The sequence below is a fragment of the Aliivibrio sifiae genome (genome assembly GCF_002954715.1).
Lineage (GTDB): Bacteria > Pseudomonadota > Gammaproteobacteria > Enterobacterales > Vibrionaceae > Aliivibrio > Aliivibrio sifiae.
In genome coordinates this window covers 3,010-28,025 of record NZ_MSCP01000002.1, presented here as the reverse complement: position 1 = coordinate 28,025, position 25,016 = coordinate 3,010, and the positions used below count along the sequence as shown (strand labels likewise).

The 25,016-nt window shown below is 36.4% G+C and carries 17 protein-coding genes; 10 read left to right on the top strand and 7 right to left on the bottom strand.

Features of this window, described 5'->3' with window-relative positions; genetic code table 11:
• Positions 1–13 precede the first annotated feature (13 nt).
• Positions 14–1,177, top strand: a complete 1,164-nt coding sequence (locus tag BTO23_RS11440) for an alpha/beta hydrolase (protein WP_105063561.1) — start codon at positions 14–16, stop codon at positions 1,175–1,177.
• 50 nt (positions 1,178–1,227) lie between these two features.
• On the opposite strand, the gene BTO23_RS11435 is transcribed toward BTO23_RS11440, so the two are convergent.
• Positions 1,228–2,739, bottom strand: coding sequence for a DUF4832 domain-containing protein (locus BTO23_RS11435; protein ID WP_105063560.1), 1,512 nt, complete (start codon positions 2,737–2,739; stop codon positions 1,228–1,230).
• A gap of 204 nt (positions 2,740–2,943) precedes the next feature.
• Between BTO23_RS11435 and BTO23_RS11430 the strand changes: the two genes are divergently transcribed.
• A complete protein-coding gene (locus BTO23_RS11430; protein WP_170066733.1) occupies positions 2,944–3,717 on the top strand; it encodes a DUF4344 domain-containing metallopeptidase in 774 nt (257 codons plus the stop codon).
• 64 nt (positions 3,718–3,781) lie between these two features.
• Here BTO23_RS11430 and BTO23_RS11425 read toward each other — a convergent pair whose 3' ends face one another.
• The 3 genes from BTO23_RS11425 to BTO23_RS11415 form a co-directional block, all read right to left on the bottom strand.
• Positions 3,782–5,089 carry an alpha/beta fold hydrolase gene (locus BTO23_RS11425; RefSeq protein WP_105063559.1) on the bottom strand — a complete coding sequence of 436 codons (1,308 nt, stop codon included), beginning with the start codon at positions 5,087–5,089 and terminating at the stop codon, positions 3,782–3,784.
• A gap of 64 nt (positions 5,090–5,153) precedes the next feature.
• The gene (locus BTO23_RS11420; RefSeq protein ID WP_061003264.1) at positions 5,154–5,501 is read right to left on the bottom strand and encodes a RidA family protein; all 348 of its coding nucleotides are present in this window, start codon (positions 5,499–5,501) and stop codon (positions 5,154–5,156) included.
• Between the two features lie 353 nt (positions 5,502–5,854).
• Complete coding sequence (locus BTO23_RS11415; protein ID WP_060991864.1) at positions 5,855–7,840, bottom strand: replication initiator protein RctB domain-containing protein; 1,986 nt, start codon at positions 7,838–7,840, stop codon at positions 5,855–5,857.
• Between the two features lie 1,078 nt (positions 7,841–8,918).
• On the opposite strand from BTO23_RS11415, the gene BTO23_RS11410 reads away from it, so the two are divergent.
• Positions 8,919–10,142: a ParA family protein gene (locus BTO23_RS11410; protein ID WP_061003260.1), complete on the top strand. Its 1,224-nt coding sequence runs from the start codon at positions 8,919–8,921 to the stop codon at positions 10,140–10,142.
• Between the two features lie 3 nt (positions 10,143–10,145).
• Positions 10,146–11,120: a ParB/RepB/Spo0J family partition protein gene (locus BTO23_RS11405; protein ID WP_105063558.1), complete on the top strand. Its 975-nt coding sequence runs from the start codon at positions 10,146–10,148 to the stop codon at positions 11,118–11,120.
• An 87-nt stretch (positions 11,121–11,207) separates the two neighbouring features.
• On the opposite strand, the gene BTO23_RS11400 is transcribed toward BTO23_RS11405, so the two are convergent.
• Positions 11,208–11,780, bottom strand: coding sequence for a nucleoside triphosphate pyrophosphohydrolase family protein (locus tag BTO23_RS11400; RefSeq protein ID WP_061003259.1), 573 nt, complete (start codon positions 11,778–11,780; stop codon positions 11,208–11,210).
• Between the two features lie 150 nt (positions 11,781–11,930).
• Between BTO23_RS11400 and BTO23_RS11395 the strand changes: the two genes are divergently transcribed.
• The 5 genes from BTO23_RS11395 (at position 11,931) to BTO23_RS11375 (ending at position 20,373) form a co-directional block, all read left to right on the top strand.
• Positions 11,931–14,030: a tRNA(Met) cytidine acetyltransferase TmcA domain-containing protein gene (locus BTO23_RS11395; protein WP_105063557.1), complete on the top strand. Its 2,100-nt coding sequence runs from the start codon at positions 11,931–11,933 to the stop codon at positions 14,028–14,030.
• Positions 14,031–14,241: 211 nt separating this feature from the next.
• The gene (locus BTO23_RS11390; RefSeq protein ID WP_105063556.1) at positions 14,242–15,633 is read left to right on the top strand and encodes an HlyD family type I secretion periplasmic adaptor subunit; all 1,392 of its coding nucleotides are present in this window, start codon (positions 14,242–14,244) and stop codon (positions 15,631–15,633) included.
• A 25-nt stretch (positions 15,634–15,658) separates the two neighbouring features.
• On the top strand, positions 15,659–16,327 hold the full coding sequence (locus BTO23_RS11385) for a transglutaminase-like cysteine peptidase (protein ID WP_105063555.1): 669 nt from the start codon (positions 15,659–15,661) through the stop codon (positions 16,325–16,327).
• 4 nt (positions 16,328–16,331) lie between these two features.
• Positions 16,332–18,257, top strand: coding sequence for an EAL domain-containing protein (locus BTO23_RS11380; protein WP_105063554.1), 1,926 nt, complete (start codon positions 16,332–16,334; stop codon positions 18,255–18,257).
• 1 nt (position 18,258) lies between these two features.
• Positions 18,259–20,373, top strand: a complete 2,115-nt coding sequence (locus BTO23_RS11375) for a type I secretion system permease/ATPase (protein WP_060991856.1) — start codon at positions 18,259–18,261, stop codon at positions 20,371–20,373.
• 70 nt (positions 20,374–20,443) lie between these two features.
• Here the strand turns inward: BTO23_RS11375 and BTO23_RS11370 are convergent, their stop codons facing one another.
• Both BTO23_RS11370 and BTO23_RS11365 read right to left on the bottom strand, forming a co-directional pair.
• Positions 20,444–21,049 carry an OmpA family protein gene (locus BTO23_RS11370; RefSeq protein ID WP_105063553.1) on the bottom strand — a complete coding sequence of 202 codons (606 nt, stop codon included), beginning with the start codon at positions 21,047–21,049 and terminating at the stop codon, positions 20,444–20,446.
• A gap of 2 nt (positions 21,050–21,051) precedes the next feature.
• Positions 21,052–22,359 (bottom strand): TolC family outer membrane protein, encoded by a 1,308-nt coding sequence (locus tag BTO23_RS11365; RefSeq protein ID WP_211295939.1) that lies wholly within the window; start codon positions 22,357–22,359, stop codon positions 21,052–21,054.
• Positions 22,360–22,910: 551 nt separating this feature from the next.
• On the opposite strand from BTO23_RS11365, the gene BTO23_RS11360 reads away from it, so the two are divergent.
• Positions 22,911–25,016, top strand: a 2,106-nt coding sequence (locus BTO23_RS11360; RefSeq protein WP_170066732.1) for an Ig-like domain-containing protein, incomplete at its 3' end; no start/stop codon positions are given.

The following is a 25,016-nucleotide window of genomic DNA, read 5'->3' as shown; positions in this document are numbered from 1 at the left end:
ACAGGTCATTTACGTGATTTCATCGTTATTTTCTCGCTTTGCATTCATTGGTTCTCTGGCAATATTGGCCGCATGCAGTCAATCGACCATAGATGCTAATTATGTTCCATCAGACTCTCTGCCTAACTACTCACAAAGCAGCTTTCAACAATACATGGATGAAACCAAACAATGGTTAGCTGAACATCGAATATTTAAAAGTAATGATCTAGAAAAAGAACTTGCTGTAAATTTACCTTTTGAAATAAAGCCAAATAAACCTAATGGAAAAGGCGTACTTTTAGTTCATGGTTTAGGCGATTCCCCTTTTTCATTTACTGATGTTGCTCAGCACCTAGCTGATCAAGGTTATTTAGTTCGCTCAATATTACTTCCAGGGCATGGCAGTAAAGTGGCAGATCTCATGCTACCTAGTCTTGAAGATTGGCAAAATGTAGTCCACCACCATACTCAATTGCTAAAAGAGCAAACAGAAGAAGTTTGGTTAGGAGGCTACTCTACAGGTGCTAATCTAGTAACATCTGAAGCGCTAAAAGACAGTGATATTGAAGGGTTACTTTTATTTTCTCCGGCATTTAAACCGGGATCATCGACCGTGAAATTTGCAAAAATCGCAAGCTATTTTGTGACATGGGCAGATCAAGATCCCGAAACTAACCCTATCCGTTATAACTCTCTCCCTATGCATGGTGCCGCGGTTTATTATGATACTGCAAAAATTGTCCAGCAGGATCTTGAGGGTAAAAAATACACCAAACCTGTATTTATGATAGCAAGTGAGGGAGACCATGTTATCGATACGACATTTGCAACCTCTGTTTTTGAAACCCAATTCACTAATGTGAAAAATCACTTAGTATGGCAGGGAGAAAATACATTCCCTGCAAATAATGCCACAACATTCAGTATGAACCGTCCAGATCTGAAAATAGTCGATGGGTCTCATATGGGACTACTCTTCTCACCAAATAATCCAGAATATGGCGAAAAAGGGACCGTGAGAATTTGCAGTAATGGACAGACAGAAGAGCAAGAACTGGCTTGTGAAGAAGGAGATAATGTATGGTTTTCATCTTACGGAATACGAGAAGAAGGTAAAATTTTTGCACGCTTAACTTATAATCCTTATTTTAAGCAAAGCATGCAAATTTTAGATAGTGTCATGACAAGTAAATAACGCCAGTAGCAAGGCCAACTCATAGATAGAATTGGCCTTGCTGTTTTAAGCTAGTTGACTGTAATCGTTGATATAGAATACCAGTTGTCTTTTTGTGGCATATCAATCGCTAGTTTAATTTTGGCATCTCCCAGATCATTGACTAAAGCGATTTGTAAATCATACTCTCCAGCTAAAGTTGGAACAGTGATATCGTCATTAATAGCGATCACTGGTGCATCCACCATTCTAGTTTCTGCTGGTAACCAATCTAACACTTCTCTTGAGGTATCTTGTTGTTTCTCTACATTCCCAGAAGAATCAACAAAACGATATGCAACGCGATAAGGATAATACGATGGCGCTACCCCACTGTTTTTCCATTCAGAATTAATCGTTATTAAATTGCCAGCAATAACTTCTTTTTGATGAGTTAATGACAACAATTCAAAACGGTAACCTAACTTTTTCAGTACCTCTTTCACGGCAGGTTGAAACTCATCAGGAATAGGTTTTGATTTCGCATTAATTAAGGATGCGTGGTGGTCGAGTGCATAATCGAATACCTCAGTGACATCTTTTTCAGTAAAATTATGAGCTGTTTTCCACAATGTCATGTCATTGCAAGTTTCAAATTGAACAGGAGCTTGTTTCCATGCACCGCTTGCATTCGCGTTATCAAGCGCATGAGGATAGGCATCTTCCATGTGGTTCCAACCTGGACCATAATAACCCTCTTTATCGCCTAGACAATCCGCTCTCCATCCAGAACCGTTTGCTACAGCACTTGCTAGAAATGTCTCTCTCTTATCTTCAGAGCCAATTAACATCACAGTTGGAACACGAGTAAAATTAGATTGATGCATTGTGACATATTCTGTAAAAGCAGATGGTGATTCAAAAAGAGTATTATCGTTTAAGTGCGCTCCTAAAGCTGGTTCATTAGGATAAGCTTCTTCTAAATGCCATTCAGCCCAAGAACCTATAACGCCAATATCAACACTCGTAATATCGTCTGGATCATTATATTTAGCGCTTAATGCAGCAAGTAAATCTTCAATTTGAGTTCGAAAATCACTTGATGTGTAATCAGGTATAAATACTGTTTTTTCAGTATTTACAACTACGTCTTTTCCTTTCGCATGAAACCATAAAGGTATTGAGTTTTCACCAGAATCTGTCTCTCCCATGGCCATAACTCGAAACATCAATTTTTTACCAGCCGCTTTAGCGTCATTTAATTGCTTATCTATCAAAGTATAATTATAAACACCATCACTTTTTTCCAATTCAGACCAATACCACCGAAAATAGACTGTACTCGTCTCTGGATACGATGGAATAGCACCGTATTTATAATCATGAATGGATATTGAATGAAAATCAGTAAAACCGATATCAGGATTAACTAATACTTGACAGCTAATTTTTGGCTTCGTTGTAACTAAATCTCCTTTTTCAGTTATTGTACTGCCCATTGTAGTATCACAATAATTTATGGGATCTGTTGGCGAAGAGTCATCAGAGCCACAGCCCACTAAAAATAACGGCAACAAGAAAGGAGATACTTTTAAAAAATGCATAAATAAAAACCAAACAGATAAACTAAATAGATTTTACAAAATAAAATAATAAAAAGTGTAAAGCTTCTGTCAGATCTTCCTTAATTCTTGTTTTAGTAAAAATAGAAATTAAAACGGAAGCATGATCAAGAATGTATTCTTAAAGATCCTTACTTTACTTATACTATGCTACCACTAACTCAAGACATGATTAATGGACTAACTATGAAACAGCCTATCCGCTTCTCTCTCTTTATTGCCTTAATGAGTATCAGTTTATATAGCTCTGCTGCAAACCCTAATATTTCAATGCAATACTTAAAACCTTTGACCCAACAAGAAGTCACAATTCAACAGGTAATAAAAGAAAGCGATATAAATGACACACTAATAACTCTGTCCGATCATTATTTTTCGTTCAATAAAACCGTTACCATTCAATACGGAAGTACAGATGGGCCGCTATATGATCCTAACTCTCATGCTATACATATCCCTTATTCGTTTTATCAAGAATCACTCGATTATTTTTCAAAAAATAAATATCAAGAACGTTTTAATAAATCACCACAACTAGGTGCACTTGATACCTTGCTTCATACGTTATTACATGAGAGTGGGCACGCTTTTATAGCCGATCAAAACATTCCAGTTTTAGGAAAAGAAGAAGATGCGGTTGATAACTTTGCAACGATCCTATTATTAAATTATGTAGATAATGGCGATGATATTGCGATAAGCGCGGCAGATATGTTTGCTTTTGAGTCAGAAAATAGACCTGACTACTACGATTTCGGCGAGTATATTGATGAGCATAGTTTTGATTTACAGCGCTATTTCTCTACCTTATGCCTTGTTTATGGTAGCGATCCTGAAAAACAAAGCAATTTATTAGATGAAGTCGAAAATGATTATTTAAAAGACCGAAAAGAGTTTTGCGAGTTTCAATTTGAGTCATTAAGTCAGAATTGGGATCATTATTTTAAGAGATCAGAATAAACACTAGAAGCATGATCAAGGGATCTAATCTTTCTTGATCATGCTTCTGGATCAATAAACATTCTTATTGGATAGCTTTAATATCTTCAGCCATTGATATTAGAGTAGATAAGATCTTCTCACCATCAACTCGCAAACCATTGTGCTCATACTCACTGGTCATCCATGCCCTCGCATTGCCCATTGAACGTAATGTTTCACGCGAGAAATCAAATTCTACAAACATATCATTGACGTAAGTCGCCGCAGCCATTGGCACCGTATTCTTCTTCAATTGTTCAACATTATATAAATTTGGCCAATCAGACTTTGCCGCTAAAATCTCTGCCGCGGCTTTTAACGGCTTTAACGTTTCTAGTTGGTCAAAGAACCATGGATAAACCATTTCACCGGTAAAATGCAGTGGAGCGCCTTTATGATGATTAAATTGAGGGTAGTTATTCCTAACGCGATGTGCTGACCAATTAGATGCATTGTGCTGACAATAAATTGATTCATGTAATATGGCATACAATGGATTAGTTAAGTGTGATTGTTGACCTAAAACGTAGTTCAAGAAACCATAACTCAACTCAGGCTTGCCATTCATTTCAACAAAAGCCGCTTCTAGCTGAAAATATAGCTCTTCAGGTCCACCAGCCATACCAAAACAGATCCCCATTTGTTGAAATTGCTCAACCGTAAACATCTGACCATTAGGTAATACTGTTTTATTATCAAGCAATGTATCTGCAATACGATCACACAGCTCTTGTGCCCGTGGAAATCGAGCAAAAAATTCACTGTTTTTATCTAACGTTCGTTGATAAGTCGCATGATAGACATCATCAATATGCCGAATTATCGATGGGATCCCACCGGTAATGTAAGACGCAAGTAAACTATCGGGAAACATGGATAAGTATGTTAGAGAGCAAAATCCTCCAAAACTCTGACCAATAATCGCCCATTTATCAATATTTAGATGCTTTCTAATCGCTTCAGCATCACGAATAATATTATCAGCTCGAAAATGACTTAAATATTCAGCTTGCTGATTTGGATCTAGGTGGCCAATTGTTTGTATTGTAATAGGAGAGCTTAATCCAGTTCCACGCTGATCCAACAAGATCACTCGATACTGCTCTAATGCACGCTTTAGCCAACCAGAATTACTGCACGGACGCATCGCAGGAAACCCAGGACCACCTTGAAAATAAACTAAGTAAGGAAGATCACGATCTTCATTTTCTGTTTTTACTAATTCTCGAAAAAATACGGAAACATGATCAGGGGTTGTAGTGTAATCATCGTAATTAAGAGGAAGAGAAAAATAATGAGATTGATATTTTATCCCATCAAGATAAAAAGCGGATTCCGATTGTTTAAGCATGATATTTCCTTATATCTAAATACTTAGCTTTAGATAAAAACTAAGTATTCCATTGATTCTAAAGTTATTTTTCTGCAGCAACTACTGATATTTCAACTAGTAAAGCTTCACGAGCCATACTAGCCTCAACACATGCACGTGCAGGAGCATGACCTTCTGGAACCCATGCATCCCATACCGCGTTCATTTCAGCAAAGTCTTTCATATCTTTAATATAGATCGTTGCAGATAGCATATGTTCACGAGAGCTACCCGCTTGCTCTAATAATAGATCCACCTTATCTAACATCGTTTGAGTTTGTTCAGTAATGTCTTTTGTTGCATCGGCACACACTTGGCCACACAAATAAATGGTTCCATTATGCTTAACAATACGGCTCATACGTTGTTTTGTCTCTTGACGTTCAATCATGCTCAACTCTACTTCAAATAATTAGGATAATTAAGGCCCATAGAGTAATAAAAAATGAAACAAAATACGAGAGCTGTTAGTGATAAAGCCTTATTTCATAATGGAAGAATGATCATGGCCCCATAGGATACGGAGAGTGTGAGAAGGATTTATAGATAGATAAAAAAACGGCGAGCACTAAGCTCGCCAATACGATTATTGAAAACAATAAAAGTTAGATGTGTAACAATATGAGCCAATCTTTCGATTGGTAAAGGACAAAGGTTGTCTATTCGTTTGTAATAATAACCTTCAGCCTTATTCTTTTGTCAGCACCTTGTCAGAGTATGGCTATAAGAATGTCAATAGCCTGTCTACCCCGCCATTTCATCCAAAGCTCTTAAAACGTCTTGATCATAGTTCTGAGAATAAACTAATTTACTGATCTTTCTTCGTACCGCAAGACCTGCGATCAAGTTCTCAATAGATAAGTGTTTTCCATGATCTTGGCTATTATAGAACTCAATTGTTTTACTTAGTGTTTCGTAAGGTAGTATTTCTCCCCCAACTTTTAAGTAATCCAACTTTTCTTGCAATTCTTTACACTCTTCAGAAATTGATGATGAACTGTGACCAGTCATTGCTGATAATGCGGTAATACTACGCTCTAAAGCCTGTTCTGAAGTATATTTAGTTAATGTAATCGTTAATTCATCCGCATTAATTTCAGCAGAATGTTTACGTAGCTTCACTCTTCGACCTAAACGACCTGACTTGTTAGCAGTATTACGTTTAATTGGTTCAAATTCACCATCAATGATCGTGGAAAGCTGATCAAGCTGCTGTTTAGGCATGATCTCATTACGTAATGGGTTTGGCATTGTTGGCGCCATATTACGCTTCCCTGCATTTGTGGTTCTTGCTCGGGAATAGCGGATCACTTCTTCAGGATCACAACGAATATCTACCTGATAATCTGGTAATTTTTCATTGCTATCAAGCATCGAGATCGTTAAGTGGTAGCCCCAAAGATTTACAATAAACAATTCATCGGTCACTTTATCTTTGGCTAATTTTTTTAATTCTCTAATGAGATCTAAAGAAAACCGTCTCCAATCAACGTTACGAGCGAGTTTTTGGTTTATTTCACTTAAGAGTAGGTTGTCGGTCATTCGACGCGCTAGACGGCTTCTGAAGAAGCTATAGAGTTGAAATACTAGCGTATGTTGCTTCAAAATCTCTGGTGGGAATAAAAAGAAGTAATCTTTGGTTAATAATTCATCATAAAATGAAGGTTCCCAGACTAAAATATACAAATTAGGTTTAATTTTAATTTCACCATCTTTGCCTTCTTTGGGTGCTTCATCTGATGCTGTAATCGTTCTTGCTAGAAAACGGAAGCGATCACTTTTGAAACCTTTAGGCATATTTTCACTTAACCAACGACCTGTAAGCTCATGAAGTTGGAAATCAGTAAATTCAATACGATCAATACTTTCACGGATAGAGTCACGTGCAGGACCTGAGTCTTTTTTCCCACGTAATGTTAAAATATCGGTAATGTAAATTGGGGTTTTATTCCCCATAGTTTTAGTTTGGATATGATAATCATCTTGATGATGATCATGATATTGAACAGTTAGCGTAAAAAGAGCAAAAAGAGTCATTAGATCATCAACAGTCATGATATTTTTTGATGATCTTGTTTCTATGATTGCTTTAGTCCCAGAGATCGCGACCATTGCTTTTTGATAATTCTTACGTGTACGTGGTGGCGCTAACGCTTGATCTATGATCCCCGCCCAATTTGTTGGAGAAACAACAAATTGATCAGCTTCATCTCTCATGCTTGGAGGTATAGCCAGTCCGTGTTCTGTCAAAAATTGGCGGTTAACTTGAGTTTGAGCTAATGCTTTTGAACGTTTTTGTTTTTCTTGCTCATGACTTTGTTCAGATTTTAAACTTGTAATACCTAACGTTGAAATTAACTGAGATGGGTTAATAAATTTATGTAACATAGTTTTGCCAGCTAATCCTTGCTCAAAACGAACTGGATATTGATCGAATAATCCGATACTTACCGCTGTACGTAAACGTTGTTGGATTGCCGCTCTAGTGAGATGTCCATCTGTTGTTTCTATAATTTCAGTTGTTGAAACTAAACCATCAGTCGATGAAAATCCTTTTAACGAAATTAGATTCATTAATTCTAAAATACTTTTTGTGACACCTTTAAAATGTTGATATTGAGTGATCCAATCAACTAAGTTTGTAGGTATCTCAAATAAGTGCCCTCCCTTGTGATCTCTTGGAAGAGGAATGTAGATCTTTTCGTTATCTGCTGTTTTTATATGATTCATTTTCAACTGACATTCATTGTATTTTAATCATTCTTTCGTATAGGTTAAATGAATTGGATCTTTAAAGAAAGAAAAAAATTATTATTCTTTTAAACTGATCTTTATGATTAATACTGATCTATATGATTATATTGATCTATGATCTGGTTGGTTTTTTGTTTGTAAGTTGTTGTATATAAATGGTTTATTTTTTTTCGCAATGAAAGCATGATCAAGACTTTCTAGAAAGCATGATCAATATAAGCTCGGATCTATGATCACTAATATTCAAAAGCATGATCATCGTCAATATGAATCTATGATCATGAGTTTTATTGAAGAATGATCATGGTATCGTCACAGGTTATCCACAGATAGGATCTTGATTCGTTAATTTATACCTTTGTTCTTAGTCATTATTGTATCTTTTAACGCACTTTCTATTTATTGATTTAATTTAAGCTCCGTTTTTTGTTTTAAGTCGTATTTTTAATGTATTTAGATCTGATTTTTGTATGGCATTCGGATCCAGAAGAATGATCAAGTTATATTTTGAATTTCTGAATCCTATTGTTTATTAGAAGATCCTTTAAGAACCCTTATAGAATATACACTCTCTGTAATTTATGCGATTAGTATCATGCTTCCGATAACTTTGTATTCTTGATCATGCTTCCTTTAATTTAAATTCGATTTACAGTGTATATAGCTTAATTTATCTATCATTTATACCTTGATCATGCTTCATTTTATCTAATTATTGTTCTTCTTTACTCCTTTAAAATATGTGTTTTTATTATTATTTTTTTGTTTTTTTTATTGAAAATACAATCTCCGTAATATATGACTTTTATTTCACGCTTCCGTGTTAATTTACACTGTAAATCTATTTTAGTGACAACGTAACACTTTTGTTTTATGCAGTTTAACGATGACTTATCTAGATAAAAACGTGATCTATTTAACATAAAAAACAGCTTTGTCGGTTATTTTTTCTTTTTAATGTATATCACATAATTAAATTCATGTTCAGCAATTAGTTGAAATGCATCTTTATTGCTGTACAATTAATTTCATAGTTATATTAATGGCGAATATTATGAACAGAGAAAAAACCATTGCTAATTTAGCTGCATTGGCAGAGCAGACTCAACAAGTACAATCCGATCGTATCGAATTGGTGCTTGAAGAAAGAAATAACGAACATTTCCCTCCAATGTCAAAAGCAATGATGGAAACTCGTTCTGGTTTAACAAGAAGAAAATTAGATGAAGCAATTATTCGTCTAGAGTCTGAAGGGCATCAATTTACAAAAAATAATGCAAACCATTATTCGATTTCCTTAACTGAAGCTCATATGTTAATGGATGCTGCTGGTATGCCTGCTTTCCATGAACAAAAGAAAAACATTAATAATAAGCCTTGGGTTGTAAATGTTCAGAACCAAAAAGGCGGAACTGGTAAGTCTATGTCTGCGGTGCATTTGGCTGCTTGCTTAGCGTTGAATTTAGAAAAACGTTACCGTATTTGCCTAATCGATTTGGATCCTCAAGGCTCATTACGCTTATTTTTAAATCCACAAATCAGTGTTTCTGAGCAAGATACTATTTATTCAGCTGTTGATATTATGCTGGATAATGTACCTGAAAATGAAGTGATTGATGGCCAATTTATGGCTAAAAATGTGCTCTTAAATACACAATACCCAAATTTAAAAACGATTTCAGCATTCCCTGAAGATGCAATGTTTAACGCTGAAGCGTGGCAAGATTTATCAACTAATGGCTCTTTAGATATTGTTAAGTTATTGAAAGAGAAGGTTATCGATCCTATTGCTGATCAATTTGATGTCATCATGATTGATACTGGCCCACACGTAGATCCATTAGTATGGAATGCTATGTATGCATCTAATTCATTATTAATTCCATGTGCTGCAAAACGTTTAGACTGGGCATCAACGGTTAATTTCTTTCAACATTTACCTACAGTATATGAGATGTTTCCTGAAGATTGGCATGGATTAGAGTTTGTTCGTTTAATGCCAACCATGTTTGAAGACGATAATAAAAAGCAAGTGTCAGTATTAACTGAGATGAATTATTTATTGGCTGATCAAGTGATGATGGCGACGATACCAAGAAGTCGTGCATTTGAGATTTGTGCTGATACATACAGTACTGTTTTTGATTTAACAGCCGCTGATTTTGAAGGTGGTAAAAAGACACTTGCTGTTGCTCAAGATGCGGTTAAGAAAAGTGCATTAGAGTTTGAACGCGTACTTCACAGTCACTGGAATTCGTTAAATAAAGGGGAGTACTAATCCATGGCAATTAAAACTTCTGACTTAAACGCTAAGTTATTTGGTAAAACAAATAAGCGTAGAGCAACAACATCAGTAGAAGCACAAAAAGCAGCAAAATCTCAAGCTCAAGTCATTGAATTAGCCGTTGCTGGTGAAGATATGGTGACGTTTGAACTACGTAAAATCCCAGCTGGTGAAGTTCGTAACTCCACTGTCGTTTTTGCTGAGAATGCGCGCGAACAATCATTTTTAACTGAGCACGCTTTATCTGATATTTTAACGACATTACGTGACCGAGGTCAGCAATATCCTGCTGTTGGTCGTATTGTTGAAGGTGGAAAAATTGAGGTCCTTGACGGTAGCCGTCGTCGTATGTCATGTATTTTGGCAGAACAAGATTTCTTAATCTATGTTGCTGAAGGCATTAATACAAAACACGCTAAGTTTCTATCTGATGTAGCAAATGCTCACAAACCTCTTTCATTATATGAACGCGGTAAAGAAATGCATGCAATGCTCGCTCGTGGTGATGTAGCTGATCAAAAAGAATTGGCTAAAGTGTGTCAATGCAGTGAAGCTTTGGTAAGTGGTGCTCTTAAAGCGGCCACATTACCTCTAGAATTATTACAAGCATATCCAAGTGTGAGTGAAATTGGTCGCCCGACAGTCGTTAAGCTTCATAAGCTCTATAATACGTTGTCAGACGAAGAACAAAAAACCTTACTTGGACAGTGTGCTGGCGAGCAAGGAGCTGTTTGGACCCGTTCTACAGCGCTTGGCGTAAGTAGAATGACTAAAGAAGTAACAGAGCTTATTGAAGTTTGGGTTGAAGATTTACTACCGAAAAGAGAGGCAGCCAAGCCACTAAGTACTGAATTAGTGAAAGGGCGAGCTTCTTATAAGCGTAAAGGTTCTGCATTAACATTAAATTTGAAAAAAGTAGACGATGCATTAATGGAAGATATTCTTGCTTATATTAGTCAGAAAGTATCTTAAACTCGTTTTTCTTTAATAAAAAAGAGCCAGACTTAGTTAACTAAATCTGGCTCTTTTTTTATGTCTAGCCCGCAATACTAATTAGTATTAAACAAGTGGGGCAAGATCCGCTGGACGGTAGTTTACTGATTTTAGAACTTTACCTTGTTTAATTACTTTATTATCTAGTTCTACATTCTTTGCACATTTAGCGATAATAAATCCGCCTTTTTCTGTCGACATTAATTCAATGCCTTGCTCTGCATAGAAAGCAAATGTTGCTTGGTACTCTTCTTCTGTTTTACATACTTTACTCATATTGCTTGAATGAACTTCATCCCAACATGGTAAAAAATCTATATTTAAATTTTTCGCTACGTTTAATAGTAAATCGACTAAGTAAGAGATACTTAAATTATCCTCTAGCCTTTTTGTGCCTAGATGAACAGCTCGTCCCATTAATACATAAACCGTATCAACAATTGCATCTGCTTGTTCTATTTTGCTGTCTGCTTCTGCTAGCTCTGTTAATTCTTCAATAGCTAATGAAGTATGTAATAGGTCATTTTTTTCATCTAGAGTTTCAGGAGCTTCAACTACTAAGTCAAATGTTGTTCTGAATTGAGAGATATCTTGGTATAGCTTTTCGTAAATAGGTTGTGTTAGTTGACTTAAATGCATGATATTTCCTAAATGATGAAATCTTAAATGTGATGGTATTATACCTTTTCCTTATTTGTATCGTCATACTTTCTTTTCTGAATAGAAAGAAAATATCTATCTCATGCTACAATTTACCTTTCATTTCTCTTATCTTAATGGGCTTTTGCAATGCATTCAGCACTGTCAATCTTAAATACAATTTCTTCGTATGCTGCTGTGGCTAACATTCGTTACCCTATACTTATTGAAGGTACAAAATCTTGGTGTGAGGCATTGGTTGAGTCTTATTTTATGACTCAAGAACTAGAGTCAAAGTGCGTTGAATTGTATGGTGAATTGAAAATAGCCTCTTTAACACCACTTTCAATTAAATCTGGATTAAAGAAGCTAGGCCAAGAGAGTGATTTCCTGATAATCGATATTTCTGATGAATTTAATGCAAATGCTATTAATGCAATTTGCGGCACAGTCATTGGGGGCGGATTAGTTTTTTTTATTCAATCAACGGATTCTAAACTTTCTTTAGTCGTAAAACGTTGGCTAAAGAACTTTGAACATCTTGCTGTTTGCTTAAAAGAATCAGAGTCTAGTTATGTGTTACCTCAAATACCACCCTTAAATCAGCCAATTGTTCATACTTCTATGTATCGCTCACTGGATCAAGAGAAAGCCGTTCATGGGATTATGAAGGTTGTTACTGGTCATGCTAAGCGTCCATTAGTTATGACCGCAGATCGCGGGAGAGGAAAATCATCTGCTATTGGAATTGCGATTGCTGAATTAGCAATAACTCGTAAGTTAACGATTGGAATTACAGCCCCTCAAAGAGCGAGTGTTGATGAAATATTTATGCATGCAGAGAGGATCGCATTACTTAATAACCTAAAAGTGAGTATTCAAAAAAATCAGTTAACGATTAATGAAACTCAAATTATTTATATTGCCCCTGATGAATTATTGAGAGTGTCTAAAAATCTAGATTTATTATGCGTTGATGAAGCCGCTGCTATTCCAGCACCTATGCTACTTTCTTTAATTGAACAGTATTCACGTATGGTTTTTTCTACAACAATTAATGGTTATGAAGGAACAGGGCGTGGCTTTGAAATTAAATTTAAGAAGCAACTAGCGCAATTACGTCCTAGTTATCGTGTTATTGAAATGAAACAACCGATCCGATGGAATATGAATGATCCACTCGAGCTTTGGTTGTCTTCTGTATTTTTATTGAATCATATGGATGATACCTCTTCTTCATTGGAGGATATATCTTCATTATCAATAGATTTTTCTTCTTTGCTCATTTCTGATTTGCTAGACAATACTGATCTTGCCCAATCTTTATTTTCATTACTTGTTTCCGCTCACTATCAGACCTCGCCAAATGATTGGCTATCATTATTAATGGATCCAACGCTTTCTTGTTGGGTAGGGATTGAGAAAGACTCAAAACGATTACTTTGTTGTACCTTATTATCAAAAGAAGGTGAGCTAGATAACGACTTAATTAATGATATTCAATATGGAAGAAGAAGACCTAAAGGTCATTTAGCTCCGGTATCGTTAACTCAAACATTATGCATTGATGAACCTGCGTTGCAAACCAGTATTAGAGTGATGCGAATTGCGGTTGCCGTTGGCTATCAACATAATGGAATTGGCTCTCAATTTATGAAAGCGATTGAAGACTATTACTCAACAAAAGGTATTGATTATCTTAGTACTAGCTTTGGTTCAACAGCAGAGCTTAATAATTTTTGGAACTCCCTTGGTTTTAAGTTCGTTCGTTTAGGGATTAGTAAAGATAAAGCCAGTGGAACGCATTCATTATTGGCGGTGAAGCCATTAAGTAACAAAGCTGATGCTTGGTTACCTGTCGCGATAGATTATTTTAAAACGTCTTTCCCTGAACAATTAATGTCTACTTTTTCTAGTTTGAATCATCATGAAACTCACAGTTTGCTTATGGGAGTTTCTAATATTGAACCAATAAAACCTTTAATGGAAAAACGCATTAATATCTTTATTGAAGGTGGTTTAGGCTTTGAGCTAATTCAGTTTGAATTACGTCAGTTTGTATTATCTAATCTTTCAACGTTTGCTTCGTTAACTAATCAGCAGATAGAGGTTGTTATAACTAAAGTGATTCAAGTCCAAGATTGGTCATTAGTCGTCGCTCAATGTGATTTAGTTGGTCGCAAGAACGCAGAAAGAACGCTTCGCGAATCAATTAAAGCGATGGTTTATAATTTACAGTGTAAATCGTAATATCTTCAATTTAAAATCACATCCTAATTTACAGTGTAAATCCTTTATTCGAGTTTTGATTTACACTGTAAATTTCCCCAATCAATTCTTTTCTCATTTTGTAATCAAGCTCCTAAAATACAGATAATTAATCTAGTGAGTTATTCATAAATGCTATATTCTTAATGTAATAGGAATGTTATTCATTTATACGATGTCTAGGGATACTGAAATGAATGAAAAGGGATTTAATAATTTAAAGAAAGAAGAGCTGGATTTCGTTGATGATAGAACTGCTGCTTTACTTTTAAATACACCAACAAACGCAAAAATTATTTTATGGATAATAGCTATCTTTTTCGGTATCGCGATTGCTTGGGCATCGTGGGCTGAGATCGACAAGGTTACTGTTGGTCAAGGTAAAGTGATTCCTTCTTCTCAATTGCAAGTAGTTCAAAACCTTGAAGGTGGTTTAGTAAAAGAAATGCTAGTCAAGGAAGGGGATAAGGTAATAAAAGGCCAACAATTATTATTAATTGATGATACTCGTTTCCGTTCTGATTTTAGAGAACGAAAAAAACAACTTATCAATCTTACCGCAAGTGCAATGCAACTATCGGCTTCAATGGACAGTATTTTAATTCAAGACATTAATAATAAAAAACGTTGGAAAGAGTCAGTAATTTTATCTACCGATAAATTAAAATTTGAAGATGAGTTCATTAAAGAAAATCCAGTTGTAGTTAGAAGACAAATGACAGAATACGAAGCAGATATGAATAACTTAAAAAACCGTATTTATGTATTTGATCAACAAGTCAAACAAAAGCAACAAGACCTTATTGAAATTAAATCTCGTGTTCGAAGTTTAAAAGGAAGCTATGGACTAGCTAAGAAAGAGTTAGATATCACTAAACCGTTAGCAGATGAAGGCGTAGTTCCTCGAATTGAGCTTCTTAAGTTACAAAGACAAGTTAATGATACAAAACGAGAGTTAACGTCAACTGAATTAAAAATACCAGTATTAACCTCAACCATTCAAGAAGCTGTATTAAACCGAATTGATGCTGCACTTAAATTTCGTTCTGAACAACAAGAAAAATTAAATAGCATACAAGACAAGCTTTCAGCATTAACAGAATCACAAGTGGGATTGAAAGATAAAGTAAATCGAACCATTGTACTTTCTCCTGTTACGGGAACTATTAAGAAAATCTACATTAATACCGTCGGTGGTGTTATTCAGCCGGGTATGGATTTAATTGAGATTGTACCTACTGAAGATACTTTATTGATTGAAGCTAAAATTGCACCACAAGATATTGCTTTTTTAAGACCAGGCCTTGCTGCTATTGTAAAATTTAGTGCTTATGATTTTACTCGTTATGGTGGATTGAAAGGAACGTTAGAGCATATCAGTGCTGATACTATTCAGGATGAAGAAGGGAATAGTTTTTACTTGGTTAGAGTTCGAACGTCACAAGAAGATTTAGCTGAGAAGACACAGTTTTATATTATTCCAGGAATGACAACGTCTGTAGATATTATTACAGGAAAGCGAAGTGTTTTAGATTATCTACTCAAACCTATCATCCAAGTAAAAGGTTCTGCATTTAAAGAGTAATAATGAATAAGGAGAATAATAAATAATGAGAGCTAAGTGGTTATTCATTATCCCTCTCACTATATTCTCTCTAGCAACAATCGCTTTAACCAAACAAGATAACCTTTGGATTAAAGCAGTAAAAGAAGAGTATGGAGAGAGGGCGTCAAAACGAGTTAATGCTTGGCGTGAACTCATTTCAGAGTTAGATAATAAAACAGAGAAAGAACAGTTAGTCAGCATCAACCAATTTTTTAATCAATTGTATTTTGTTGATGATATTAAGCTTTGGGGGGAAAAAGATTATTGGGCTACACCACTAGAGTTTTTGGGGAGTAATGCAGGAGATTGTGAAGATTTCACTATTGCAAAGTATTTCTCTTTATTGGAGCTAGGTGTGTCAGATAAAAAATTAAGACTAATTTATTTGAAAGCGTTAGAGCTAAATCAATTTCATATGGTCTTGGCGTATTACCCTACACCATCTTCAGTTCCGTTGATTTTAGATAATATAGATAAAGAAATAAAACCAGCCACAGAACGTACAGATTTATTGCCTATTTATAGTTTTAATGGTCAACATCTGTGGTTAATGAAAGGTAAAGGAAATGGACAACAGGCAGGTAAATCTTCGCGACTAAGTTTATGGAATGATTTACGAGCAAGAAATAAAGGCCTGAGATTAAACCACCCAATTATAAATTATGATGAGTAGCCAAATGACATTATATAAACAGCTAGTATCATGGATGACAGCCGTCTTTTTAATATTAATGATCTCTGTCTTTGCCATTGAATTTTTTAATACAAAAGCATTTTTGGAAAATCAACAACGATCGGAAGTAAACAACAGTATCAATACTGTTGGTTTAGCACTGGCGCCATATCTAGAAAATGAAGATAAAGTTGCTGCTGAATCTGTTATTAACGCTTTATTCGATGGTAGTTATTATTCTGCTGTACGTTTAACGTTACTCAGTACTAATGATGAGATAGTTAGAGTTTATCCATTAAGAATAGATGCAGTACCCCAATGGTTTTCTGAGCTGCATTTATTTCGTGTTATTTCAGAAAATCGTATTATTACTAGTGGTTGGTTACAGCTGGCAGAAGTAGAGATTGTTACTAACCCTGCTTATGCTTATCAACAGTTATGGCTGGCATTTACGCAGCTACTAACTACTTTTGCAATCATTATGTTGGCTGGCGTTATTATCATTGCTTTTGTTGTTCAGAGGGCATTAGCCCCATTACAATTAATAATTGTGAAAATGAAAGAAGTTTCAGAAAATAATTTTAGTAATGAATTAGAGATGCCAAAAACGAAAGATTTAGAAGCCGTGATTGTAGGTATCAATACTATGTCATCTCAAATAGCACAAAGCTTTAAATCACAAGCCAAAGAAGCCGAGAAGTTGAGAGATAAGGTTTATCTTGACCCTATTTCAGGACTTGGAAATCGAGATTTCTTTATGGCTCAATTAAATACTTGGCTATCTGAATCGGCTAAAGGAGGCATTGCTTTATTTAAGGTGAATTTTATAAGTAAAGTGTATGAAGAAGAAGGCTATGAGGCTGGAGACGCAAAAGTTAGAGAGCTTTCTGATTTACTAAAGATCACATTACCTTCAACAAATGTCATTCTTACGCGACTTAATTCTTATGAATTTGGTTTTATTTTTCCGAACATTGAAGAAGATGAGCTGAAATTAGCCGCAGAAAATATTATAGCGTATACCCAAGATATTAAGGGAGATCCAACAGCAACTACACCTATTGATGCAAACCTTGGGGTAGTATTTAATGAATCAAGGAAAACAACGACAGATATTCTATCGTTAGCTGATAATGCACTAACTCAAGCTCATGCTAGTCCTGAGTTACTATTTGGTTATATAGCTGATGAAAGTGAACATGAGTTAATGGGTAAACAGCAATGGAAACAATTTGTGGATGAAGCCATAAATGAACACCTGTTTGATTTTACATTACAATTAGCGACAACACGTGCTGGATCTATCTTTCATCAAGAAGTCTTTTCTGCAATTGAAAAAGATAATCAACGATATTCTGCGAATCAATATCTATTTGCTCTTGAGCAGTTAAATGAAACAACCTCCTTTGATCAATTTGTTATTAGTACAATGATTGAACGTATTGTTAGTGGTGAAATAACTCAACCAGTTGCGATTAATTTAGCAAACCGAAGTATTGAAGACCCAAGTTTTGTTCGTTGGTTGACAAACTCATTGAAGAAAAATAAATCGATAGCATCACAGCTTCACTTTGAGATCCAAGAAACGTCATTTATTGAAAATGAAGATCATACGGCACTACTATGTAATGTGATCCGTTCATCTGGCGCTGAATTTGGTGTTGATAATTTTGGTCGAAATTTTGAATCATTAGAATATATAGAAACCTTTAGGCCTAAATACGTGAAGCTAGATTATTTATTTACTCATCAACTCGATGATGAAAAGCAACGCTATATTCTTGCTTCAATTTCAAGAACTGCTCAAAATTTAGGAATTATTACTATTGCATCGCGAGTAGAAAATAAAGAACAGCTTGAGCTGCTTTCTGAGCATAATGTTGATGTTTTCCAAGGCTTTTTTGTTAACGAAAAAGTAAAGGGTGAATAAAATGAAAGATTCATTATTGCATTCACTGTGCTACGTTGGTCGCTATTATGGGCAAGTGAACTCACCTGAAGCCTTAATAAATGGTTTACCCTTACAAGATGGTAAGTTAACGCCTTTTCTTTTCTCTCGTGCGGCAGAGAGAGCCGGTTTAGTTGCGAAAGAAAACCAAACTGAGTTATTAAAAATCCCCCAACTTGTTTTGCCTGCGGTTCTTTTACTTAAAGGTGGTGAATCTTGTGTATTAATTGGTTTTGATGCTGATAATGAACATGCTGAAATAATAACCGCTAGTTCAGGCATGATGCCAATATCTATTTCAATAGAAGAGCTGTCTGTTCAGTATGTTGGACGGTATTTTCTGTTGAAAAAACAATTTAGATATGACGATCGTTCTCCTGAAATATTAAAGAAGCGAGAAGGACATTGGTTTTGGAGTACCTTGTTTGAGTCTAAACATATCTACCGTGATGTTTTCATTGCCTCTATATTAATTAATATCTTTGCGATTGCGACACCAATGTTTACTCGATTAGTATATGACAAGGTGGTGCCAAATTTAGCTTTCGAATCATTGTGGGTACTAGCATCTGGTATTTTTGTTGTCTTTATTTTTGATTTTATTCTGAAATATGTGCGAGGCTATTTCATTGATGTTGCTGGAAAAAAATCAGATGTATTAATTTCATCTAAATTATTTCAGAAAGTACTGGGTATTCGGATGGAGGCTAGGCCGCCATCTGTAGGTGCTTTTGCTAGGCATCTACAAGAATTTGAATCTATTCGAGAGTTTTTTACTTCAGCAACGATAGCTGCATTGATCGATCTTCCGTTTGCCTTATTATTTTTGTTCGTTATTTATCTTGTTGCAGGGCCAATTGTTCTTGTTCCTATCGTTGGTATTGTTTTGTTGTTGATCCATGCTGCAATTATCCAAGGCCCTTTGAAGAAAACAATAGAAGAAGGTTCTCGCCTGGCTTCGCAAAAATATGCCAATTTAATTGAGAGTTTAGTTGGTTTAGAAACATTAAAGATTTTTAATGCTCAGAGTCAGTTTCAATATAAATGGGAAGAAGCAGTAACACATATCTCAAATTGGAGCATCAAAAGCAGACGTATTACTGATTCAATTCAAAATATGGCTGGCTTTGTACAACAAGCGGTTAATATCGGGATGATTATTGTTGGTGTTTATCTGATTGCTAATGGTGATTTAACTATGGGGGCATTGATTGCTTCAACAATGCTTAGTGGCAAAGCCATTGGGCCATTAGTTCAAATATCACTGTTATCTACACGTTATAATCAAGCTAAATCATCAATGACGATTATTGAGCAATTGATGGCAATGCCTGATGAACAAGAAGAAGAGAAGCGTTATATCCATCGCCCGATACTTCAAGGAAAAATTGAACTAGATAAGGTGAATTTTAGTTATCCAGAATCTCAAGTTGCAGCGGTTAGAGACATTAGCCTTACGATTAATCCTGGAGAAAAAGTTGCCATTATTGGTCGGATTGGATCTGGAAAAACAACGCTAGAACGTCTTATCATGGGGTTATATCAAGCTACTGAAGGTTCTGTTCGAATAGATGATACAGATATCTCTCAGCTTCATCACGTTGATGTACGACGTAATATAGGCTGTGTACCGCAAGACATTACTCTATTTTATGGTTCTATTAGAGAAAATATTATTTTAGGGCGAGAGTTATCCGATGATGCTGAAATGATGGATGCTGCAAATCGGGCTGGTGTTACTGCATTTACACAACAAGATCCTGCAGGATTAGAGCGTCAAGTTGGAGAGGGGGGATTACTGCTTTCTGGTGGCCAACGTCAATCAGTTGCTATCGCTCGAGCACTTATTGGGCGCCCTCCAGTATTATTATTAGATGAACCAACAAGTAGTATGGATAATCGTTCTGAGATGTTATTTAAGAATCAGTTATCACACTTAAAATCCTCTGAAACCTTAATTCTGATCACTCATAAAACGTCAATGCTTGATGTCGTTGACCGTATTATTGTTATGGAGAAAGGACATATCATTGCTGATGGACCTAAAAGCCAGGTCTTAAATGAGCTAAAAACAGGAAAAGTAAGAGGGGTTAGTTAGTTAACTTTCAATAAAAAAGAGGCTGTGAATTCACGGCCTCTTTTTTGTTTACGCTATTATCATTAGTGTTCTATTTTTTCTTACGTGTGAAGATGTTCCACTCGTTTACTACGTCACCTTTAAAGCCAACAACTGTTGCCACTACACGACGGTTTAAAGCATGACTAACGGCTGAATCCCCTTTTGCTGTTAGTAGCGTATCCCCAAAACCAATGGTTTCAATTCTATCTGGTTCTACACCATATTTGATTAACGCGACTCTTACTGCTGATGCTCGTAGTTCTGAAAGGCGAATATTATATTCAGCATTACCTTGTTGACTTGCAAAACCTTGCAACTGAATTGAGGCTTCTTTGTATTCGTTTAAGAATTCAGCCATTGTTCTAATTTCACTTTTAAAAATGGGTGAAATTTCAGAAGAGTTATTAGCAAAAAGAATTTTAAGATCTTTTTTATCTGAATATTCTACATATTCCGCACAGCCATCATTGTCAATTTCAGCCCCCTGAGGAGTACCTGGGCAAATATCTCTTGCGTTAATTACACCATCGTAATCATCGTCTCTTAGATCGGCAATTTGATCGGATTTCGGAGTCTCAATGTAGTCTTTGTCTCCAGATACACAGGCTGTTAAAAAAAGAGACGTAATAAGTGTTGGGTAAATTAGATTTTTCATTCTTATTTCTCCTCTTCTTTAGACTGGTTTGGCTTCCACTCTTTAGGTGTATCTATCAATAGCGAAGGTAAAAGTGTGCCTGTTGCATGTAAAACTCTAAATTTTGCAAATTGTTCAGAATAGTGAGCATCTAAATAAGACTTACGAGCTTCAAACAACTCATTTTCAGTATTTAATAAATCAAGTAATGTACGCTTGCCTATACGATATTGTTTTTCATAAGCAATAACGGTATCTGAAGCAGCATCTACATGATCCGCTAAAAATTCTTTTTGTTGTAGTGTTAAATCTAAGGCACTCCATGACAGACGAAATCCTTCTTCAACATTACGATAAGCACTGTCACGTAAGTCTTTTGCCATGTTCAATTGATATGCACTCTTATCAGAAAGAGCACTGTCACTACCGCCGTTGTATAAATTATAACGCATGCGGATCATTGCTGAAAATTCATCGCTGTTCCCTTCAATACCGCCAGCATCATCACGCCATGTTTGTGCAGCTTCTAAAGAAAACGTTGGGTAATTTGTGCTTTTTGATTGCGCATATTGATATTTAGCTGCTTGTATATCTGACTGTGCAGTTAAAATAACAGGGTGATGCTCATAAGCTCGTTCAATACCTTCCTGTAAACTTAGAGGCAGAGTATTGGCATCTGCTCTAGGATAAATGAGTGCTTGAGGTGGGGAACCTACAATTTGTGTAAACACAGTATGTGTATCAAACAAATTATTTTGAGCTGCAAGTAGATTACCGTGAGCTCTAGCAATACGAGCTTCTATTTGAGATACATCAGCTGTAGAGCCTATTCCTGAATAGGCTCTTTTTTTAATGTCTTTATAGATCTTTTTATGAATTGAAAGATTACTTTCAGATAGCGCAAGAATTTCAGTTGCTTTTACCGCATCCAAATATACTTGGGAAACATCTAATGCTTTATTTTCAGCTAAAGAGATCAGTTGTAGACGGGCTGATTCAGCTTCTGCATCCGTCCGATCCATATCATTAATAGTATTGGATCCATCCCAAATTAATTGAGTTAAGGATAAAGTCGCATCTTTACGTGTTAGATCCGTATCATTACCGCTTGCTGGATTAATTTGTTCGTAGCCAATACCAGCATCTAAATCAATCGATGGTAAATAGTTTCCCGAAACACTATCACTATCTGCCACAAAACTTAAATAAGCATTATATGCTTTCTTTACTTCTGGGTTAGTTGTTAGTGTCTGTGATATTGCTTGCTCTAACGTTTGTGCTTGAGCTGATACACTCAAAACTAGCAAGCTACTGTAAGTCGCAAGTTTCATCCATTTCAAAGTGTTTCTCCTAATCACGGCATCTTAAATTATGGGAGCAGTGAACATGACATTTAGTAAAAAGTAGCTATTCAGTAATAAGTTAATTGTCACTAATTCGTAGTTTTTTTGTTTAATTTGCATTAATGAAATGCTACGTGATATCTATTTAAAAAGCAAAGTTTAACCTATTGAAAACTTATGAATTAATAGTTTCTCATATTAAAAGAATAGTTAACTTGACGTGGTTTTTAAAATCACAATCTAAATATGAATAAAAAAGTATTACATATAAGACTTTGATCGGGTTTTTGATATTAATCACTTGGAAATATTTAGTTTGAACCATTGTTTGCCTAAATAAAGTGGAATTAATATCACGTTTTGTGACCTAGTTAAAATAACGAAGAATAAAATTGATTTTCGACTCATTTCTTTGGCTGTTTTCTACTTTTTTTATCATGTAGCGAGCTTGTTGCGTATATGATGAATAAATGGAGTGTGTGATTAGCATTGTTGCAATAAATACTCTTTGCTTATAAATGGATTTGGGAATTAATATCATGGCTTTAATAACATCAGAACAACAGATCATCATTATTGATACAAACGGTAGTCTGAAATTGATTAATCCAGGTGAGGCGATACTGCCTGGTGAAATTATTGTAGAGCATGAATCAGGTGAAATATCAGTTGATGTAGCTGACTCGACTGAAGAAAATGATATTAATAGCATACTTAATGCTATCGCTAATGGAGAAGATCCTAGTGTGGTATCCGAATCTCCTGCAGCAGGTGAAGAGAGTGGTTCCAGCCTAACTGCTTCTACTGAGATTCAACGTATAGGTAAAAGTACAATTGCAGAAACGAATTTTGATACTTCGTCATTAGAAGCTATTGGTTTATCAAGAACTCAGAGTTTAACATTATTAGAGCAGTATAAGTCTTTCAGAGAGACTGGAAGTTTTGATATATCAGGAATAAATAATGACGTTGTAAAGATCGCTCCAAGTATCTCGATAACTGAAATGGATAGTAACGGTGTTATTAACGGAATTAATGCTGTTGATGGTATTCAAGTTGACGTTATTTTACCTTTAGGTACAGAAAATGGCGATAGACTCGAATTACGTGATAGTGCAGGTAATATTGTTAGTAAGTATTTGATTACTGAAAATGACATTGTTAATGGAAAGATTGAACTTTCGGTTTCGGTACCTGATGACGGGACCCATGAGTTTATTGCTGATATTACAGATAGTTCGGGGCGGTCAGGTCCTGAATCAAATAAAACTGCTTTTGAGTTAGATACCTCAGCGGACGCGGGCACTGTCACGGTAGCTGATATCACGGCAGATGACGTGATTAATGCAGCAGAAAGCGGACAAACCATCGCAGTGACAGGTACGGCAATCGGTGGTGACATCAGCGAGAATGATGTGGTGACCATGACCATCAATGGTCAGGCTTACCAAACCACGGTTGATGCGAACGGTAACTGGACAGTGGATGTGGCGGGCGCCGATCTTGCAGCCGACACCGAGTTCGAGGTAAGCGTAGCGTCAACCGATGCGGCGGGCAACGAAGTAAACAGCACTGCGACCTCAACTCATACAGTAGATACATCGGCGGATGCAGGCACCGTGACGGTAGCTGATATCACGGCAGATGACGTGATTAATGCAGCAGAAAGTGGACAAACTATTGCGGTAACGGGCACAGCCACGGGTGGCGACATCGGTGAAAACGATGTGGTGAGCATGACCATCAATGGTCAGGCTTACCAAACTACGGTTGATGAAAATGGCAACTGGAGTGTTGATGTGGCGGGCAGTGACCTAGCTAACGATACCGAGTTTGAAGTGAGCGTGGCATCAACCGATGCAGCGGGTAATACAATCGAAAGTACTGCGACCTCAACCCATACGGTTGATCTGGTTGCAGAAGCTGGCACAGTAACTGTTGCCGATATCACCGAAGATGACGTGATTAATGCGGCAGAAAGTGGACAAACCATCGCAGTGACAGGTACGGCAATCGGTGGTGACATCAGTGAAAATGATGTGGTGACCATGACCATAAATGGTCAGGCTTACCAAACCACGGTTGATGAAAACGGTAATTGGAGTGTCGATGTTGCGGGTAGCGATTTGGCTGCGGACACCGAGTTCGAAGTAAGCGTGGCGTCAACGGACGCAGCGGGCAACGAAGTCAACAGCACTGCGACCTCAACTCATACAGTAGATACATCGGCGGATGCAGGCACCGTGACGGTAGCTGATATCACGGCAGATGACGTGATTAATGCAGCAGAAAGTGGACAAACTATTGCGGTAACGGGCACAGCCACGGGTGGCGACATCGGTGAAAACGATGTGGTGAGCATGACCATCAATGGTCAGGCTTACGACACTACGGTTGATGAAAATGGTAACTGGACAGTGGATGTGGCGGGCGCCGATCTTGCAGCCGACACCGAGTTCGAGGTAAGCGTGGCATCAACCGATGCGGCGGGCAACGAAGTAAACAGCATTGCGACATCAACCCACACGGTCGATCTGGTTGCAGATGCAGGTACCGTAACGGTGGCATTAATCACGACAGATGACGTGATTAACGCGGCAGAAAGCGGACAAACTATTGCGGTAACGGGCACAGCAACGGGTGGT